Source organism: Bradyrhizobium sp. 23AC (genome assembly GCF_054863025.1).
The window spans coordinates 187439-208374 of sequence record NZ_JAVAYN010000008.1; the positions used below are offsets into that span (position 1 = coordinate 187439).

5 protein-coding genes are annotated in these 20936 nt (G+C 65.9%); 3 read left to right on the plus strand and 2 right to left on the minus strand.

The genetic code is table 11. The annotated features are described in order from the left end of the window. Nucleotides 1-88 precede the first annotated feature (88 nt). From cobU to bluB, 3 genes are read left to right on the plus strand one after another with little or no spacing between them, the layout of a single operon-like run. Nucleotides 89-592, plus strand: coding sequence for a bifunctional adenosylcobinamide kinase/adenosylcobinamide-phosphate guanylyltransferase (gene cobU, locus RAD10_RS20995; protein ID WP_461619075.1), 504 nt, complete (start codon nt 89-91; stop codon nt 590-592). Beyond that, on the plus strand, nt 589-1371 hold the full coding sequence (gene cobS / locus RAD10_RS21000) for an adenosylcobinamide-GDP ribazoletransferase (RefSeq protein ID WP_461619076.1): 783 nt from the start codon (nt 589-591) through the stop codon (nt 1369-1371). The genes cobU and cobS overlap by 4 nt, the downstream gene beginning before the upstream one ends. 4 nt (nt 1372-1375) lie before the next feature. Next, nucleotides 1376-2008, plus strand: a complete 633-nt coding sequence (bluB, locus tag RAD10_RS21005) for a 5,6-dimethylbenzimidazole synthase (protein WP_461619077.1) — start codon at nt 1376-1378, stop codon at nt 2006-2008. Between the two features lie 164 nt (nt 2009-2172). Here the strand turns inward: bluB and RAD10_RS21010 are convergent, their stop codons facing one another. Both RAD10_RS21010 and RAD10_RS21015 read right to left on the minus strand, forming a co-directional pair. Then, nucleotides 2173-3861 (minus strand): ShlB/FhaC/HecB family hemolysin secretion/activation protein, encoded by a 1689-nt coding sequence (locus RAD10_RS21010; protein ID WP_461619078.1) that lies wholly within the window; start codon nt 3859-3861, stop codon nt 2173-2175. A gap of 11 nt (nt 3862-3872) precedes the next feature. Beyond that, a complete protein-coding gene (locus RAD10_RS21015; protein ID WP_461619079.1) occupies nt 3873-20909 on the minus strand; it encodes a leukotoxin LktA family filamentous adhesin in 17037 nt (5678 codons plus the stop codon). Nucleotides 20910-20936 lie beyond the last annotated feature (27 nt).

A 20936-nucleotide genomic window follows, 5' to 3' on the forward strand; every position in this document is an offset into this window, starting at 1 on the left:
CGAAGGCAGAGCGCAAGCCCCCGCCCGGCTGATTTCGGCTTTGTCTTTGGCCGCGTTTGGTGATTAGTCAGGCTCACAGGAGACCTTTATGGCCGTCATCTTGATCACGGGCGGAGCGCGATCGGGCAAGAGCAAGCGTGCGGAAATGCGCACGCGCGCCTTCCCCGGGCAGCCCGTCTATGTCGCGACGGCTGAGGCGCTTGATAGCGAAATGGAAGCGCGGATCGCCAAGCACCGCGCGCGCCGCGGAACCGACTGGATCGAGCGCGAGGTGCCGCTCGATCTCGTCCCCGCGCTGATCGCGACCGACGGTGGCGGCGCAACGCTCGTGGACTGCCTGACGCTGTGGCTCTCCAACCTGATGCATGCCGAGCGCGACTGGGAGCGCGAAGTCGGAGAACTCGCCGCCGCCCTGCCCCGCCTGAAAAGCCCCGTCGTCCTCGTCACCAACGAAGTCGGTCTCGGCATCGTCCCCGACAACGCGCTGGCGCGCAGCTATCGCGACGCCGCCGGCATCATGAACCAGATCATCGCCGAAGCCGCCGACGAGGTCGAGTTCGTCGTCGCCGGTTTGCCCATGAAATTGAAATGATGCCGCGCGCCGAGCCCTTCAAGGACGTCGTCGCCGATCTCCGGATGGCGGCGTCGTTCGTCACCATCCTTCCCGTGGCATCGTCCAAGCCTGCGGCCGATGGCGCCGTCGCGCGTGCGACATGGGCGCTACCCGTGGCCGGACTGCTGGTCGGCCTTGCCGGCGCTTTCGTCTACAAGGTCGCCATCCGCTTCGGACTGACGCCGAACATTGCCGCCCTGCTCGCGCTGGCCACGACCGTCCTCATCACCGGCGCGCTGCACGAAGACGGTCTTGCCGATACCGCCGATGGGCTCGGCGGCGGCCGCACGCGCGAGCGCAAGCTCGAGATCATGCGCGACAGCCGGATCGGGACCTACGGCGTCTGCGCGCTGATCCTGTCGTTCGGCCTGCGCTGGAGCGCACTCGCGGCGATCGCCGATCCCTTGCTGGTGGCATGTGCACTGTTGTCAGCGCATGCCGCCGCCCGCGCCGGCGTGCCGGCCTTCATGTCACTGGTACCGCCAGCGCGGCCTGACGGGCTGTCGGCGAGCGCGGGATCGCCGCCGGGCCGCAGCATCGCCATCGCCTTCGCTCTTGGAACGCTCGCGCTCGCTCTCGCGTTGGGGCCGGGCAAGGCGCTGGTCGGCCTGATCCTGCTGTCGCTCGCCGGCCTGTTGCTGGCGCGGCTTGCCGTGCGCCAGATCGGCGGGCAGACCGGCGACATCCTCGGTGCATTCGAGCAGATCGGCGAGATCCTTATTCTGCTGGTCGCGGCATCCTTCCGGATGGGAGGCTGATCTCATGGTCGAGTTCGACGACACCTTCCGTCAGCACTTGCGCGAGCTGTTCGTGTGGCGCCGCGACGTCCGCCGCTTTCGAGCTGACCCGCTGCCGGCCGGCGCCATCGATCGTCTGATCGAGACCGCCTGTCTCTCGCCCTCGGTCGGCCTCAGCCAGCCCTGGCGCTTCGTCACCGTCGATGATGCTGCGCGACGTCGCGCCATCATCGACGATTTCACGGCGTGCAACGCCGAAGCACTGAATTGCTATTCCGGCGAACGTGCGGCCCGCTACGCCACGCTGAAACTGTCGGGCCTCGAACAGGCCCCCGGTCACCTCGCCGTGTTCGCCGATAAGAGCAGCGACATCGGCCACGGCCTCGGCCGTGCGACCATGCCGGAGACGACCGAGTATTCCGTGGTCGCCGCCATCACCGCGATGTGGCTCGCCGCACGCGCCGAGAGCATCGGCATCGGCTGGGTCTCGATCCTCAATCCGGATCGCATCCACGCCATTCTCGACGTGCCCGATACCTGGAAGTTCATCGCCTATCTCTGCATCGGCTATCCGGAAGTCGAATGCGACCAGCCCGAGCTGGAGCAGGCGAAATGGGAGCACCGGCGCGGAGCGGATGAGTTTACGTTGCGGCGTTAAGCGGATCGCGCCCCAAGCTCGCCAGTCAGATATCGGCAGTCGATCCATCCTCCGTCATTGCGAGCGAAGCGAAGCAATCCAGAATCTTTCCGCGGAAAGACTCTGAATTGCTTCGTCGCAAGGGCTCCTCGCAATGACGGCGGAGAGAGCGGCACAACCTTCCGCTACGACCTGCTCCTGCCGGCCACCGCCGCCACAGGCGCGGGTGGCTCCGGCTTCTGGAACATCAGCAGCGGCCGGAAGATGACGCGGCCATAGGCCTCGTAATGGTTCTGGGTCGAGACCGCCATCTTCAGCGGCGTCGCGTAATTCGCCTCGAACGTCATGAACGACGCATAAGTCCAGGAGAAGCCGACGCCGACAGAGGCCATTTCGGTGACGCCGGGGAAGGTCGAATACACCGCACCCCAGTCGGTGAAGATGTAGGTGTCGAAACCCCTGAGCCATTGCGACCAGTTGTAGTGCAGCTCGGCGTTTAAATAATAGCCGCTGTCGCCGGAGGCCGCATTGGAGGGATAACCTCGTACGGTGGTGGGACCGCCGATCGAGAAGATCTGATCGCCCGGCAGCAGCTTCTCCTGCGTGTACTGCCAGCTCGCCAGCACATTGGCGCTGAAGTTCTGGGGCCCTGCGGCGCTGGTCGCGATCAGCGAGCCGGTATAGGTGTTGAACGCACGGTTGTTGCCGAGCACATAGTCATGCCACGCGATGTAGTTCACTGCCGGCGAGACCGTGATCGAATAGGTGTTGCCGGACTTGGTCACCGAGATTCCAGCCGTGGTCTTGTCGTAGTGGTCGTCGGTCACGGCGACCGTGGCGAAGCGGCTAACGGTCTTGCCCTCGGTCAAGGCTGCGTTGAGCAACACCAGCCAGTCCTGCGTCACCCAGACCGGCTGGCTGAAATTGACAGCGGCCTGGCTCGAGCGACCGGTGACGTCGAGCGCGACGAACGGTCCCTGGACGATCTTGATCTTGCCTTCGGTATAGCTGACGCCGGCGCGGCCGCCCCAGGGATTGACCGGGATGCTGTAGGCGACATTGCCGTTGAGATTGCCGTCGGAGCGGACGCCGTAGAAGGTCAGGCGGTCGTCGACGCCGAACAATCCGTGGCGCTTGTAGAAGGCACCACCCTCCCAGCGCCCGGTGTTCTCGGAGCCCTGGTTGTCGGTGAAGAGCTGCAAGGTATCGACTGGCGGCTCGATCACCGCGAATTGCAGGTCGGTGAGGCCGAAGCTCGTGCCGGGCTGCAGCAGCGCCTTGATCTGGACGTCGTTGGTCCGGTTGAACCAGATCACGTCGCGGTTGAGTTTTGGAACGTCAAGGACCTCGCCTTCGGGCTCCTTCACGCGATCGAGGATGTAGTCGGTGCGAGTCTGCTTGTTGCCCTCGACGGTGGTCTTCTGCAGCCGTCCCTCGGTCAGCTTGACGCGGACGACGCCGCCCTTGGCATCCTGCTCGGGCAGGGTCGCGATGCCCGTGACGATGCCGCGCGCGGCATAGACCGCATTGATGTCGGCAACGAGCTGCAACAGCGAGGCGATGTCGACGTCCTTGCCGACATATTTCTTCGCGATCCCGTCGAGCTCCGCCGGCGTGATGAACTTGGACTCGTCGAACGTGACCTTGCGCAGGCGAAATTTCGGCCCGCCTGGCTTCAGGAGCTGGGACTTTTCCCGCTCGCCGCCGATCACCGCCGGCCCGGTGAGCTTGGGCGGCGCGCTCTGCTGCTCGAGCTGCCGCCGCTGGCGGTCGACATCGTTCTGGATCACGCCGGGATTGATCGACTGGGCGCGCGCGGACACGATGCAGCAAGCTGCAAGCCCGATCCCCAACGATGCCCCCAGAATCCGCATCCCGAATCCAATTACCATGCCTGTGCGAGACGGCCAACGGCCGGCTTCGCCGTTTCAACCGCCGCATCCTTCCAGCCCGGACGTCCCGCACGCTGCCCCTTCTGGCGCAGCTTGCGCATGTCGCTGAGCCCTTCGATGTTGACGGCGGGGCCGGACCCGACGGCCTCGACCGGCCGTGGCGTCAGCAGCGCGTCGAGCCGCGCCTGGCCGGAGAGACCGAGCAGGTAGAACGTGCCGCCGTCCTTCTTCGCCAGCCAGGTCTCGATGCTCTCGCTGCCCTCGCCGTCGACCGCGATGTTGCGCATCATGCTGGCGCCGGTGAAGACATTGCAGCAGGTGTGGGTCGAACCGTAATTGGTGACGGTCGCCGAGACGTCGCCGGTGTAGAACACCACATAGGCATTGCTGACATTGGCGTTGCCGACCTGGCTCATCGTGAACACGCCGCCCGGCTGGTAGAGCTGCAGCGACGGCCAATTGGACGGCGCCGGCGTACGGTTGTTCAGGAGTATTTGCTGGGTCGCCGTGGTGAGCATGAGCTGGCCCGGCACATAGCCGTTCAGGATCGAGACAGCCGGCGCATCGGTCCAGAAGGTCGCGTCCACCACTCTGAACTGGTTGACGATGATGTGGTCGGGGTCGATCGAGATGTTGGCGGACTTCGCAACGCCGCCGTTGTAGCCGGTGACGTTCAGGATCAGCGGGACCGCCGGGTTCGAACGGATCTGCTCGCCCTTGACGTTGATCGTATCAGCCGCGAGGTCGAGCTCCCGCACGACGCTGACCCAGTTGATCGTCAAATCACCCGACGAGGTCATCTTCACGATGTCGCCGCTGATCCGGTCGAGCGAGACCGGCCCGACCACATCGAAATGCGTATCGCCGTGGGCGGAGATCGATCCGCCGCGGAGCGAGCCCGTGTCGGACTTGATGTTGAGATCGCCGGCATCGCCCGGGATCCCCGTCGTGGTGAGCTGGCTGAAGACGACGTCGTTCACGGCATGCAGGGTCTGCGTGCCGCCGCTGATGGCGGTGCCGACGGTGATCCCTCCGGTCGTCGCGGTGACGTCGAGCGCGCCGCCAACGTTGAGATTATCCCAATGAACGACCGTGCCGCTGAGGACTGCATTGCCGGTCGTGGCCGTGAGGTTATGCCCGGTGTTCGCACCCGCCGCGATCAGTTTCGCCGAGCCGTGGGCCGAGACCGAGCCCAGCGTCGGCACGCCGCCTGAAATCACGGTCTGCGCGAGGACGAAACCGTTGTCCGCGGTGACGTTGATGCTGCCGGCATCGCCGTTGATGCCCGTCGCCGTCAACGCGTTGAAGGTGACGTTGTCATGGGCGCGGATGGTCTGCGTGCCGCCGCTCTGCGCGGTCTGGAACGTGATGCTGCCCTGCCCCGCGGTCGCGCCCAGCGTCGTCCCGACATTGAGGACGTTCCAGTTGACCGGGCCGCCGGCAGTCAGCAGGCCCGAGCCCGTCGAAGCCGCGAGCGTGTTGCCGCTGATGGTCGTGGCCGCAACGAGGCTCGCCGAGCCGTGGGCCGAAACCGAGCCCAGCGTGGTCACGCCGCCCGAGGTCACCGGCTGCGCCAGGATGAAGCCGTGGTCGGCGGTGACGTTGATGCTGCCGGCATCGCCGTTGATGCCCATCGCCGTCAGCGCGTTGAAGGTGACGTTGTCGTGGGCATGAATGGTCTGCGTCCCGCCGCTCTGCGCGGTCTGGAACGTGATGCTGCTCTGGCTCGCCGTCGCACCCAGTGTGGTGCCGACATTGAGGGCGCTCCAGTTGATCGGGCCGGTGGCCGTCAGCAGCCCCGAGCCGGTCGTGGCGGCGAGCGTGTTGCCGGTGATGGTCGTCGCCGCCAGCAGCGTCGCCGAGCCATGGGCCGAGACCGAGCCCAGCGTGGTCACGCCGCCCGAGGTCACCGTCTGCGCCAGGATGAAGCCGGTGTCGGCCGTGACGTTGATGCTGCCGGCATCGCCGCTGTTGCCGGTGGCCGCCAGCGACTTGAACGTCACGTTCTGGGTCGCGTGGATCGTCTGTGAACCGCTGCTGTCGGCGGTGCCGATGAGGATGCTGCCATTGTTCGCGACGGCGCGGAAAGATCCGCTCGCGCCCGTCGCCGTGCCCGCCAGCACCTGGTCGAGCGTCAGTCCGCCGGTGCCGATGATGTCCACACTGCCCTTCACCGCGGACAGCTGGCTCACCTCGCTGTCGGTGAGAACCCTGATGTAGATGTCGCCGGCGCTCGCGCTCGCCGACAGACGCGCGGCACTGAGAGTGAACCGGCCGGTCGCGCTGCCGATGCCGTTCGATGCGCTCAGCGAGAGTTCGGCGCCCGCACCGGAGGCGACGAACTTGGTCTGGCCGTCGCCATTGTCGATGATCGCGCCGAGCGAAGCGACGCCGCCGGCGGTGACGACGATCGACGGGGTGTTCGAGGCGGCCGCATAGGACAGCGACGAATTCAGCTGGCCGATCGTCGCATCGCCCGTGGTCGTCACCGAGATCAGTCCGGCCGCGTTGACGGCCGAATAAGCGCCCATCGACAGGGTGGAAGCCACCAGCGTCACGCCGCCCGAGTTGCTGGTCGCAACCACCGGCGCCGCACTGGTGCCGGCCGCGAAGGTCATGCCGCGATTGGCGAGCAGCTGCATCAGGCCGGCGCTGGTGATGCCAGTATTGATGGTGAGCGCGCCGCGCGCCACGTTCAGCGTCAACGCGCCGCCGGCCGTCAGCGCCCCATAGGGACCGCTCGTGCCGACCGCGAGATCGCCGGTCACCGCGAGGATGCTGAGATCGCCGACCGCCGAGCCGGTCACCGCGCCGGAGATGTTCACCTGCAGCGGCTGGAAGGTCGAGCCGTTGAAGCCGATGCTGCCTCCGGCGCGCAGGTCGAGGTCGGTGCCTAGGATGTGGATCGCGGAGCGGTCGGTGAAGCCGGCTTCGGCGTAGATGCTGCCGGTCGCGGCGAGCTGGATCGCATTGCCGGCGGCGATGTTGCCGAGGATGAGATCGCCGGTTGTCTGCTTCACATAGATGCCCTGCGCCGACGAGACCTGGTCGAGCTGGTCGTTACCCGGGTCGGCAAACGCGATCTGAAGCGCGTTCGCGTTGGTCGCGGGATTGCTTCCGGCGGCGCCGGGGGCGCCGACATTGCCGTGCTCGGCGATCAGGGTCAGGTTGGCGATGTCGCCCGAAATCACGGCCCCGCCGACATTGGCGGAGATGTTGGTCACGGCGTCGAGCTTGACGTCGCCGCGGCCGGTCACCTCGATGCCGTTGGCCTGCGCCGCCGTGATCGGGCCGTAATTCGCGGTGACGCCGCCGAGCGCGAGGCTGTTCTTGCTGCCGAGATAGACATTGGTCAGCGCCTTGGCCGAGATCGCGATCGGATTGTCGACGACGACGAGGTTCTGCTGCGACAGGCTGACCGTATAGGTCGTGACGTGGGTCGTCGGGTCCGTGACCGCGCCGACGGTGAGCTGGCCGGGACCAGCTGTGGCCAGCAATCCCCTCTGCTCCGGCGTCAGCGACGAGGAATCGACGCTGGTGAAGGTGAACGTCTGGGGCGCCGCCGAATTGCCGACCGAGCCGCGCGGCGCGTAGAGCATGATCTGGTTGGCGCTGACATTGGCGATGACGTTGTCGTCGATCGGCGGCGGTGCCGCGCCGACAGCCGACGACGACACCGTGTAGGCGAGCTGGCTCTGGGTCCATTGCGAGCCCGCGGTGATGATGCCGTAGACCCGCTCGGTCGATGCCAGCGTATAGGTGTAGCTCGAGCTGAAATGGCCGGGTTGCAGGGCGGACTGCAGCGCAGCATTGGTCGGCAGGTATTGCTGATTGGTTGCGACACCGTCGAACAGCTTGGTGAACAGGGTCGTCGAGAGCGAGCTGCCGAACACTGACGCCAGCGGGTCCGCAGGTGCGGTTCCGAGCAACGTCGTCAGCGAGGTCTTGAGCTCGGCGGTATTGATCTGGCCGAGCAGGAACTGATCCCGCAGGAACCGCGTCGTGGCTTCGGTCTTCATCTGCGTCGTCGTGACGTTGGCTGGGTCGATGCCGAGCTTGGCCGCCACCTGCGCCCGCAGCACCGTCAGCCCAACAGACGTCGGGTTGTAGGTGCTACCGTTCGGGAAGGCGATGTTCTTGAGCTGGAAGTAGTCGTTATAGGCCGACGTCACCATCGACTGGTAGCTGTTGACGGCGTTGGTGGCGGCGTTGCCGCTGAGCAGGTCGAGGCTGGCCCAGACGTCCTGGAGATGCTGGCTCTGCGCCTGGGTGAGCCCGACCGCCGCCCGGCCGTTGAGGATGCTGGCCTGGTTGCCGTCGGAGCCGGCGGCTTCCAGGAAGACCGGGCCGCCGGTCGACTGGATCGTGCCGAGGCGGAGGTCGCCCTTGGACTGGACGATGTAGGTGCCGGTGGCCGAGGCGCTGTCGAGCACGCCGCCATCGACGTTGCCGCCCGCCTGCACCGTCCCCGTCGCCTGGATCACCAGCGGATTGATGTTGGTCAGGGTGGACGCGCCATTGACGACGGCGCTCTTCGCGCCGATCGCACCCGAGGCGGAGTTGATCTCGATGTTCTTGCCGATCACGACGGGATTGGCGGGGTTGTAGGCGGCCGCCGAGTTGATGTCGCCGGTCGCCGAGAGGAAGACGTTGCCCTGCGGCGTGGCGCCTGCCGAATTCACCTTCACCTGGTTGATCGACAGCGCGCCGATGGCCGCGATCGCGATGTCGTGGTCGATCGAGCTGGCCGTCAGGCTGCCGCCATAGAGCTGCACCTGGACCGGGGTCCTGTTGGTGCCGAGCGTACCGATGCCGCCGTCACCCCGAAGCGTCACGCTCGTCCCCGAGATCACCGGGTTGTTGGCATTGGCGCCGACCGTGATGGACGAGTTGGCGCCGGTGGCGGCGAGCGTCGTCGTCCCCTGCTGGTTGTTGATCGACCCGTTGATGACGATGCCGGAGGTCGAATTGACCACGACGTCGCTGCTGCTGCCGCCGGTGAACTTGATGTTGATCGGGTTCGACGCCTTGACGGTGTTGGTCAGGGTGAGCGTCAGGTGATCATAGATCGCCTGGTACCAGTTGTACTGGGCATCCGCGCCGCAGCAAGCGTTGGAGTGGGTATTGAGTCCAACGGGGCTCCCGTCCGGGTTCACGCCCCCCGCCCAGTGATAGCTGCCGGTGGCGGTCGTGACCTTCTGGTAGTTGGTGCTCTGCACGCCCGAAACCAGGCTGGTCGTGGTGGTCCAGTTTGCCCCGGTGGCCTGATTGGGCGTGAACTGCCAGCCGTAGTCGAACTGCGTGCTGGTGGTCAGACGATCGAGGGTCGCAGTGTCGACCCATTGATAGAGCATGTTCTCCTGCGTCGCGTACTGGATGCCTGCCGTACCGGTCCTGGCTGTAAGCATCGACGGGTCGATCGCGGCCGCATTGACGCTATTGACCTCGTACTTTGAGACCTGTTGGTTGCTCGCCGCCTTGGGATCGTAGACCCACCACGTCGTTTTCCCTTTCAGTTGATCGACGATCTCGACCACGCTTTGGGCGGTGGCGCTGGTATTGATGGTATTGGTGACCAGCTGGAGCCCGCTGGTGTTGTTGACCGTGACCGTGCCGGCGCCGCCCTTGATCTCGATGTTTCCCTGGGTCTGGGTGCTGTCGGTCGAGGTCGAGATGATCTTGCCGTTCAGATAGACGTAGCCGCCGGCGCCCTGCGCCACGCCGTTCAGGATGAGCTGGTCAGTGAGAGCGTTGTACCTGACCCCGATCTTGGCATCGCCGCTGGCCGACGCCGTCACGGAGCCCGAGACGTCGTAATAGACGCCGTTCCGCGCATTGGCCTGGGCCGCGGCAAAGTCCGCGCCGCCGTTGCGATTCTTGAGGCCGTTGCTGCCATAGATGGCATCGTACGCCGCGGCGCCGATGTTAACCGAGTAATTACTGCTCGAGCCGGCCTGGATGGTGCCGTTGATGTTGATCACCGACGCCGAGATGATGACCGCCTGGCCGGTGATGGTCCGGGTGGCTGTCGCGGTGGCCGGCGAATTCGCGGTCTTCGGCGTGATCGCATCCGGCTGGATGTTGATGACCTGGAAGAAGCCCGAGCTGTCGCAGGCTGACGCACAATTGAACGGCGTCTTGTACGGACCGCTATCCGTGTAAACGTTGCGGCCGTCATAAGTCGTTTTCTTCCACTGCGCGAGCACGACATTGGTCGAGTCCGGCGACTGCCCCTCGATGATCTTGAGGGTCGCGACATCAGGCACGCTGCCGGCATCGGGAGTGCTGGTGTTCCCAGGCGTACCCCTGCCCACCGGCAGGAAGATCGACGAATAGAGCGAGGTGCCGTCGTAATACGTCATCAGCATGCGCGCGGTGAAGATCGTGCTGGCGTCGGCGTTGCCGACGGGTTGATAAATGCCGTGGCTGCCGTCGGCGCAGCAATAGTAGAAATACGGATGATCCGATCCCGAGCCGATATGCGGAGCGGTGTAGTAGTCGCCGTAGGCGCCGAGATAGGTCGCCGCCGTCATCACCGCCGTCAGCGCGTCTTCCGGCCTGTTTTCGGTGCTCGCCCATTGCGAGGTGACCGCGCTGCCGCTGTCGTAGAAGCTCCCGATGCCGCCGAGGAAGGTGAACGTGCCCTTGGGCACCACGATCTGGACGGTCGCGGCGCTGAGCGACTGCGATGCGACGACACTGCCGAGGTTGTTGACGATCTTGAGCAGGCCGTTCGCGTTGTTGGCGGCGCCGTTGAAGTAGATGTCGGGCGTGCGGGTCAGCAAATTGCCGTTCTGGTCAATGCCCTGACCGGAGTCGGGATCCAGGCGGTTGTAGGTGGCCGAGACATCGATGACCGGCGTGGCGCTCGGCATCGCGGTGAAGGTCACGTTGGAATGCGAGTCCGGGTCGACATGGTCGGTCTGGCGGTAGGTGATGGTGCCGCCGCTCACATCGGTGACCGTGAGGTTGCCGAGGCTCATGAAGTCGAGGCCCTTGTTCTCGATCTTGATCAAGGGCGAGCTGCGGGCGATCACCGCCGGCGCGGCCGGATTCGTGCCGCTGTTTCCGGTCAGCTTCTGGGCCAGGATCGAGACGTTGCCGGCGGACACCATGATGTCGCCGAACGCGAAGGCGTTGCCGGGCGCGTCGGTGGTGAACGGCGCCTGCTTGATCAAGGTGTCGATCTGGCGCTGGATGTCGCCGGTCGGATCGGTGCCGGACGGAGCCATCGTCGCGGGCGCCGTCGGCGTCGCCGCCGCAAGCTGGGAGCGTACCTGCGCCTCCGTCAGGCCGGTCAGCGACGCCAGCTGGTTGACCACCAGCTGGTAGGGATTGAAGTTGCCGACCACGGTGTACTGGACCGTCTGGTGGTTCCAGCTCATCACCGGGCTGAAGTGATTGACGTCGGAAACGGACTCGAGGGTCAGCGCAGAGTAAGGGCTCGTCGTGCTCAGGGTTGGCGTGCTCGCGCCGAGCTCGATCGTGATCGTCACGTCGTTGTTGATGCCCGCCACAACCAGGCCGTTGAGCGCGACATCGCCGGTTCCGCTGGTGTGGCTGTGATTGTCGCTGTTCTTGGCGCTGAAGATGTCCAGATACGGATTGTAATTGCTGCCGTTGCCGGCCGCCGTGACCTGCCCCTGCGTTGCGCCCAGATAGATGTCGCGCGCGCCGAGGATGCTCGAGGTGGGCGCGAGCGTCAGGCTCGTGGTGTCGTCGGCATTGGCCGTGCCGCGGTAGAGCGCGGAGATCGGAACGGCGGTGTTGTTGTAGACGACCGTCGTCGCCGTCGCCTGCACGCTGCTGAAGACGCTGCCGTCGCCGGCGAGGCCGGCGTAGATGTTGATGTCGCGCCAGGCCACGATCTTCGCGCCGTCGCCGACATTGACGGACTGGTTGGCGTGAACCCAGCTGTTGGTGCTGGCGCCGACGCCCGCGATCGCGCCGTAGAGGCTGGCATTGGCGTTATTCGCCGCCGCCATCTTCGCGGCCGTGCCGATATAGATCTTGCCGGCGCTGAACAGCTCGCGGGCATTGATGTTGACCGCAAGCGTGGCATTCGCCGTCATGTTGGATTCGGCGCCGCCACCGGCGAAGAAGCTGGCTGTGGCGAGGCTCGCCGTGTCGTTGGTGTTCAGCGTGTTGTAGGCCTCGATATTGATGAACGCCGCCGACGTGCGCGGATCGCCGTTGAGGCTCAGCACCGTGCCGGCGCCGATATTGGTGTTGACGGTCTGGGTGACGGTCGAGGTGCTCAGCGCGGCCGCGCCCGAGAACGTGCCGCCGGAACCCGAGCGCGCGCCGCCGCCGCCCTGGTTGACGACGTCGTTGGCGACGACGACCATGTTGCCGCCCGCCGAATTGATGATCAGGTGCGTTCCGATCTCGGCCGTGGTGGTCGAGTTCACGTCGTTCTGCGCCTTGCCGGCCGAGACGCCGGCCGTGGACGCCTGATAGGCATCGCCGTTCGCGGCATAATTGGTGGTGTGCAGGGCGTTGATGCGAAGACCGCCGAAATAAAGCGTGTCGTCCGTCGTTCCGCCGTCGAACCGCGCGTTGGTCACGGCGGTCGAGCTGGTGGTGGCGACCGCCGCCGCGCCGGCATAGGTGCCGCCCGCGCCGACCGTTGCGTTGGAGACGTTGGTATCGGTGCCGGTGGCCGTGATCCGGAGGATGCCGGTGTAATTGCCGTGATTCAGGGCATCCATATCGGCAGGCGCGCCGAGATAGGCATAGGTGTGCGCGCTGGACGAGGTCTGCGCGACGGTGGCGCCGAGCGCCAGGAATCCGCTCGAGAGGCCCGTCGCCTCGGCATATTGGGCGCTGTCGTTTTCGGCTGCGATGGTCACGTCCGCGTTGGGAAGCCTGATCCCCGTCCCGCCATAGGCGCTGACCGTCGCGTTCTCGGACGCCTTGGCGTAGCTGCCCTGCGCGCCGATCAGCGAGCCGCCGCCGCCGGCGAGCGCCTTGGCGTAGGTCGTCGTGCCATAGATTGTCGTCGTGGTTCCGTCAGCGTTAGTCTGCGTGCCGATGATTGGGACGAGCGCCATCGCGGTCACGCCGAGCGCGCCGCCCGAGAAGCTGGCGTCGTCGCCGACATCGGCCGTCACCGTGGCGCCGACCGTGGACTGGGCGATGGCGACGCCGACCGCGCCGCCGCCGACCGAAACGCCGATCGCCTCGCTCGATAGATTGGGCGTAATCGAGGCCGACACCAGTGTGCCGACGCCGGTCGCGGATGTCGTGATCGAGGCACTGCTGCCGATCTCCGCCAGCACGGACGAGTTCTCGTGCGCCTCCGCATCCGCTCCGACGCCTGCGACGATGCCGCCGCCGAGCGCGGTAGCCGTCGTCGTCAGCGTGCCGGCGCCGCTAGCGCCAACTGCCAGGGTCGCGACGTTGACCGTGGAGCCGTTCAGAACCCTCGCGGCGACAGAGCTCGCTCGGCTTGCCGTTGCGACCGAAGCACCGACCGCCACGGCACCGCCGGTGACACCGCCGGTGAAGACGACCTGGGTCGTCGAATCCTGCGCCATGACGGCGGCGCCATTGCCGGTGCCGCTCGCGCCGGTGATCTGGCCGCCGAGCAGCGCCACCACGGAGTTGCTGACATTGCCGACCGCGACAGCCGCCTGGGCGCCAAAGTAAAGCGCCGCACCGCCGGCGATGGCCTCGGTGTCGATGGTCTTGCCGGCATAAGGCCCGGTAGTCGCGTCCTTGACGACCGCCGCAACGGTGACAATCGGTGCCGTGACGGCCAAAGGCGTATCGGCCGCCACCAGCACGCCGGAGCCGTTGCGTCCGTAGTCACTCAGATTGGCGAGCACGGTGCTGTTGACGCTGGTGTAGCCAATGCCGGCCCCGATGCCGACGTTCTTCGCAAAGCCCGCGCCGAGCAGATACATCTTGGCCGCGTTGGCGCTGGTCGCGGCGACATTGACCTGTGTGCCCGTGACGTTGCCGCCCGCGATCTGCGCGACGACGACGTCGTTGCCGCCGCTCAGCACATTGCTGACGTCGTAGGTCGAGCTGACATTGGCACTGTTCGGATTGCCAGCGGTGCCGCTCGCGACGGCGTTGCTGCCCTGCGCGTTGCTGGTGCGATTGTTCACGGACGCGATGGTGCCGTTGCCGTTCTGGTTGAGCTGGCCGGTCTGCTGGCCCTGGGTGTCGGCATCCGCGGTGTTGGTGCCGATGATGATGACGCCGACGGTCGCGCCGATGCCGACGCTGCCGCCGATGCCGGCGGTGACCGCGTAGGACAGCACCTCCTTGGTGCTGAGCGCATTGACGTTGATCGCGCCTGACGAGTTCAGATTGCTGTTCCAGCTCTCGGCAACGGTGCGGCTCTTGAACACGATGACGTTGGCTGCGGCGCCGACGCCGACGCCTCCCCCGCTGGCGCCGACCGCGAGCGCACCCGCGATCTCCTTGATCGCCACGTCCTCGTTGGCGTTGATGGTGACCGCGCCCGCCGCACCACCCGTCACCGATTGCAGCGTGGTGTCGTAGACGCCGGCGATCGTGGTGTTGTTGGCGATCTCGATGTTCGCCATGCCCGCGATCGCAGCCGTGCCGGTCGAGAGCGCGCCGCCGATCGCATAGGCCTCGAAGCGGTTCTTGGTCTTGGCCTCGACGTCGAGCGCGCCGCTCAGGTTGAGCGCGGTGGTGTGTGCCGCGCCATTGCCCTGATAGTGGAATTCGTCGCCGACATAAGCCTCGGTCCGGTTCGAGGAGACCTGCACCAGGAACGCCGCGCCGATCGCGGCCTGGCTGCCATAGGCGCCGGAGCCGTTCGCGGAGAAGATGCCGGTGTTGTTGGTGGCATTCACCGTCAGGGACGCGGCCGTCAGCGCGCCGCCGTCGACATAGGCTTCCGTGGTCGCCTGGAAGACGTTGAGCCCGACCGAGCCGGTGTTGAAGCCGATCGCGATCGAGGACGCATCCTGCTCGGCATTGGCCTTCACGGTCACGGCGCCGACCGTCGCGCTCGACGACTGCACGCCGCCGACCGTGGCATTGGTGATATAGGCCAAGGTCTCGCGCGACATCGTCGTCGAGATGATCGTGGCGCCACCGCCGCCGCTGCTGCCGTAGGCGATGCCGGCACCGAACGCGCCGGAATAGGAGAAGCTGGACGCGGCGACCTCGATCTGCGGCGCCAGCGTCGACGAGGCCAGGCGCGTGTCGATGCTCGCGCTGTCGATATAGGCCCTGGTCGACCCGCTCATCACATTGGTGATGGGATTGATCATGATGGCGATGCTGGAGCTCGCAGCAAGCGAGGCGACGTTGGTCACGACCGCCTGGTGCGAGCTCGCGACCACGGCAAGGCCGCGCACGGTGTCCTGGTTCTCGGAGAGGTCGGGCGTGGTGTCGGTCGGCGCATGGGCGGTGCCGAGATCGAACGCGTGGACGAGCGTGCCGTTGTTGACCGACAGCGTATCGGACGAGCTGGTTCCGAGCGCATCGACCTTGGTGTTCGCCCCGCTGATATAGGCTGCGGTGGTTCCCGTGATCTGGTTGGTCACCAGCGAACCTGCGCCGCCGGCCGCGCCCTTGCTGATCGACAAGGCGCCGGCGAACACGGCCGCCTTGTCGTTGTTGCCGGCGATCACGCCGACATTATTGGCGGCGGTGACGTCGGCGCCATTGATGCCGTTGGTACCGGCAGCGGTGATGCTGGCAGTGACGTTGGTTCCCATCAGATTGGTGGCGACCGAGCCGGCCAGCCCGACCTGCGAGGACATCGCGACACCGACGGCGACCGTCGAGATGCTGGCGTTCGAGTTCGCACCGATGGCAACGCTGCCCGAGGCCGTCAGCTTGGAGCCGGTGACGCCGGCGCTGACATTGTTGGCGATGCTGCTGTAGACCAGCGCCAGACCTGCGGCGCTGCCTTGCGACGAGGCGCTCGCGATCGCGGCGGTTCCGGTGATACTGGAATTGTCGGTCGCACTGACGGAGATGTTGCGGGCCGTGACGGACGATTGCGTCGTGCTGGACAGATTGTTGCCGATGGCCGCCGAGACGGTATTGGCGATCGAGCTGATCGTCGTGCCGCCGACGCCTGCAAACTGTCCGGTCGCCAGACCGAGGCCGATCGAGACAGACTGGATCTTCGATGAATCGACCGCGCTCACGCTGACATTGCTGACCGCCGACATCAGGACATTGGCGATATAGGCCGAATGCGTCGTTGCGATGGTGTCGTACACGATGGAGGCGCCGATATTGTTCTTGCCGGCCTGGATGAGGCCCGCGACGGAGACGATGCTGGCGCCCGGACCATTCCCCGTGCCGTCGTTAAGCGCCGCCGCGCTGAAGTCGATGCAGTTCTGCCCGCCCGTGCCGCCGGCAACCGTGCAGGTGTCTGTGGCGAGATGATTGTTGTTCGACGTCCTGACGAGGTTTCCGAGCGCCGTATCCAGCGCCGACACCGCGCCGCTGTCCGCGAGCACCGTCACGCGCCCGACGTTGATGCTCACCGTCGAGCCGCTGTTGATGTAGGCCGTCGTGGTGGGCGAGATCTCGCTGACGACGATCGCGCCGGCAAGTCCGTTGGACCCCGCCCCGCCCGAGGCCGCACCGGCCGCAATCACGCTGGCGCTGTCGGCCAGCACCAGCAGGGTGTCGTAGTTCGAGATCGAGGTGCTGCGGATATGCGCGTCGGTCGCGTTGCCGCCGGTGGGATCGGCGATCGACGCATAGGTCAGCCCGATGCCGACGCCGGCCTGGCCGCCCGAGATATAGAGCGAGCCGCCGCCGATCGCGATGTTCGTGGTCTGGTAGGCATCGACCTCGAGCGCGCGATTGACGCCAGCGGACTGGCCCGTGATCGTCGAGCTCTCGATATAGGCGTTGGCGCTGTCCGTGATGATGCCGACGGAGGCCGACAGCGACGCCGCATTCGACTTCGATCCCGCCACGCCGAGGGCAACGACGGTCTCCGAGCCGCCGTTGAGCGCCTGCACGGTCACCGAACTTTGGTTGTTCAGGGTGGTGCCGTAAATATAGGCGAGCGTCGCATTGTTCGACATCGCCGCGGCAATCGCACCGCCGATCGCGGCTCCCTGGGCGGATGCCCCGGCCAGATTGAGCGCCGCGGAGCCGGAACCGTTGTTAAGCATGGTGTCGTTCAGCGCCTGAACGATCGTATTGGTCACCACGGTGCCGGTCGTGGTGTACTTGTTGACCGTCGTATTCCTGATATAGGCGCTGGTGCCGAGCGAAACGTCGCTGATCGACGAACTACCGGCGAGATCGATGCTGAAGCCGCTCGTGCTAGATCCCGAGGTCGAGCCGATCTTGCTTGCAGCCGTTGCCACGCCGGCGGCCCCTCCGGTCGCGCCGGCGCCCGCTGCACCCGCCTTGTCGGAGAAACTGGACGCTTGCGGCTCGGAGATCGATGCCGCGACGGCGGCTGCGGTGATGCGCCCGGAGGTGGTCGCGCTGAGCGTGAGATTGTCGACATTGACGGCTCCGCTGCCGCCGCCATTGCCGGCAAACGGATCGTTGGAGCTGAACGGGCCGGGGCGAATGTCGGAATGGTTGTCGCCGATATAGGCAGAGGTGTCGGTATTCGCGCCCAGATAGGCGACCGCCAACCCGACCGCCGAACCTCCGCTGGTGTTTCGGCTCATCGCGCCGGCCAGCGTGACGACTGAAAGATCCTGCTGCGCCAGGATGCCGACTGTCGGCGCATAGACGGTGGCTTGGCTCGATATCGAGGCGTGCGTCGTGTTGTTCAGGAAGCCGAGCGAGGTGATGCCGTTCAGGGCCAGCGTGCCGGCGGCCCTGCCGTTGGTCGGCGCGACAGCCACGAACTGATCCGACGTGGTCGCGTTGACGGCGATGTCGTCCGCCGCCCGCACCGTCGCGCCGTCCGAAATGCCGGCGATCGTGTTGGTATTGAACTGGACCATATTGAGCGCGCCGCCGACCGAAGAGCCGCCCGACGTGTTGCCCGGGAGGAAGCCGAGCGTGCCGACATTGCCGGCCGCGTCGATCGACGCCGTGGTCGTTGTGGCCACGACCTGAAGGCTGGCATTGTAAGTGTGGACGTCGCCATTATCCATCCCGGCCGACCAGCTGCTGCCGCAGGCCGCACTCGTGCAGGTCGTGGTCAGATTCGCATCGCCGGCAACCCAGGCCGTCGTGTTGTTGTTCACGACGAAATGGTTCAGCGAACCGGCGATGCCGATCGTGTCGCCGGCGTCGGCCGTGGCATTGGCATAGCTGGTCAGGATGTTGCCGCCGACGCCGAGATTGCCGTTGAGATGGCTCAGCACCGCACCCAGCCCATCCCACTTCAGCCAGGTGTTGGTGATCGGCAATTCGGTGGTGGCATCGACGGCGATGTTCGCAGCGTTGATTCGGGTCCCCCCGCCGACATAGGCGTTCGAATTGTGGGTGAAATTGCCCCAGGCAACCGCCGCGCTGATCGCCGTGCTCTCACCCGACACCGGGTCCTTCGTGATCGCGCTGGCCGTCGCATTGCTGCGAACGCCGCGATCGATGACGTTGCTGGCGACGGCAACGTTGCCGCTGGCATAGATGCTCGGCGCGCCGCCGCTCGGATTCTGCGCGATCGCAGCGGTCGCGCTCTGGGTGCTGTTGGCCAGCGAGAGTGCGCCCGCAACCTTGAAATCGAAGTTCAGCGGCACCAGCGATCCCATGTGATCCCTGATGATCGACGTCGGCGAGGTGACGGCGCGCAGTCCTCGTTCGATCGCTGCGATCAGCGCCGGCAGACCGGCGATGGACGACGCCATCGTGGAATTGCTCGTGGTGTCGGACGTCGCCTCGACCAGAACGGAGCCGTTCATCCGGTTGGCCGCATCGGTTCCGAGCGATGCGCCGAGCGTTGCGGTCACGGACGTCGTGATGTCGCTGATGGCCAACGCACCGCCGACGGCGCCGCTCGCACCCGTCCCGGGTGCCGCAACCGACGTTGCGCTGGTCGAGAACGAGTTGTTGTTGATCGCGCGTACTTTCAGGGTGCTGCCGCTCGTATTCACCAGACCCGCCGCAAGATGCGCGCCGGTCTCGACGTTGGCGGTCGTGGTCACTGAGCCCTTGGAATAGGCCACCGTCGGTACGATCTGCGCGCTCGTCGATGCCGCGAGGGCAGAGACGGCGATGGTCGCATCATTGAGCGCCTTGATTTCAAGGTTGCCGCCGGCATTGATCGTGGCGCCCGAGGCCACGTTGGTGGTGGCAGTGCCGTCGATCTTGCCAACGACGACGCCGGCCGCGACCGGCGTCAGGCTGCCGAGCAAGGTGGACGCGACGGCCGGATCCGAGGCGGTCTCCGATGCATGCGCGGAAATACTGACATCGCCGCGACCGTTGATGTCGGCATGGCTGTTGATGTTGATGGTCGCCGTGGCACTGGCCGCGACATAGCCGCCATTGAGCCCGAGCAGCGAGGCGGCGAGCGTCGAGCCGACGAGCGCGAAAGCACCGGCTGCCGAACCGTCCAGGAAACTCGAAACGGCCGTCGACGTCGCGGTGATCGAGACGGTGCCGCCGGTGATCTTGCCGTCAACGGTGATCGCCGTCGCCGCGGTGGCCTGGCCGGACAGCTTAATGTCGCTCGCCGTCGCCCGCAGCGTCACATTGCCGTCGGTATAGGTCGTCCCACCGAAATTGACCGACTGGGCCAGGATCTGCGCGCCATTCATGATCTCGATGTTCGGCGCGTCGATGATGACGTTGTTAGCATTGCCGGTCGAATGGCCGGAGCCGTCGAGGCGACGGGCATCGATCACCGCATGCGCGGCGAGCGTGATGGAATGATCGGCCTGGATGAGGTAGTCGGCACCGGCGCTGAGCCCGGCGAGCGCAGCCGCGACGGAGCTGTTCGAAAGCGTCACGCCGGTGTCGCCCTGGGCGGCATCGCCGACAACCAGGTCGGTCGGATCGATCAGCAGCGTGCCGGCCTTGCCGTTGGCCGCGCTAAGGTTGACCTTGATGCCCTGGCCGATATCGATGATCCCGTTCGCGCTGAAATCGACCAGGCCCGCATTGCCGGTCTTCGAACTGGCGTTGAACCTAGCCCCGCCCGCCACGGTCAGGTTTTGCGCCGCCTTCAGGCGGATCTCGCCGGCATCGCCGGTCCTGCTCGCGATATTCAGCCTGGCGTTCTTGCCGATATCGATGTTGTTGCCGGCCTGCACCGTGATGTTGCTCGGCGTCGAGGTCTTGCTGTGCGCGGTCAGGCGGCCGTTGACGCGAGCGTTGTTGACGGCGCCGATATGGATCGAACCGTTGCTGACGGTGATCGAGCTGGCGCTGCGCAGGCCCTTGGAATTGACCGAGGCCGCGAACTTTGCGGCGTGGTCGAGATTGGCGATGTCGCGCTGGGTGGCGCCGCCGACGAAGACGTTCTGCCCGGTCAGCCGCACGCCGTCCTGGGCATTGACGCGGCCGTAGATGCGGATGTTGCCGTCGGGCGAGACCGGGAACGAGCCCGCCATGAGATTGCCGACCGCCGTGCCGTTGATCGCGCCTCCGGGACCGATCAGGCTGTCTGTGAACTCGCGCGTCGGTGTCGAGACGTTGAGGCTGCCGACATTGACGACGCCGCTGCGGCCGACCACGAACCCCTTGGGATCGGCGAAATAGACGTTACCGCCGATTGAGCCGTTCATGTAGGAGTTCAGCGTGCCGTTGACGTAGACCGGCGCATCGCGAACGATGTTGACGAGGTTTCGCGTCCCGGTCGGCAGTTGCAGATTGACCGTATTGCCCTGCCCGACGCTGAACTGCGAGAACGAGTTGAAGGCGTTGCTGCCCGAGACCGTCGACGTCGTGACATTGGTGACGCTGCCGGAGGTCTGAAGGCTGGTCCCGGTCCGTCCATCGGGAACGATGACGTTCGCCGTCTGCGCCTGAAGGCGGACGCTGAACACCGGCAGGAAGACCATCTGCATCGCGCAGAGCAGCGACATCGAACGGAACCGCGCCAGCCGGCGCAGCGTCGTCCGCTCGTCATCGTTTCGCGCCGCAGATGGTCCGCGCATTTCAGATCCTCGTCATCGGCATTGGCG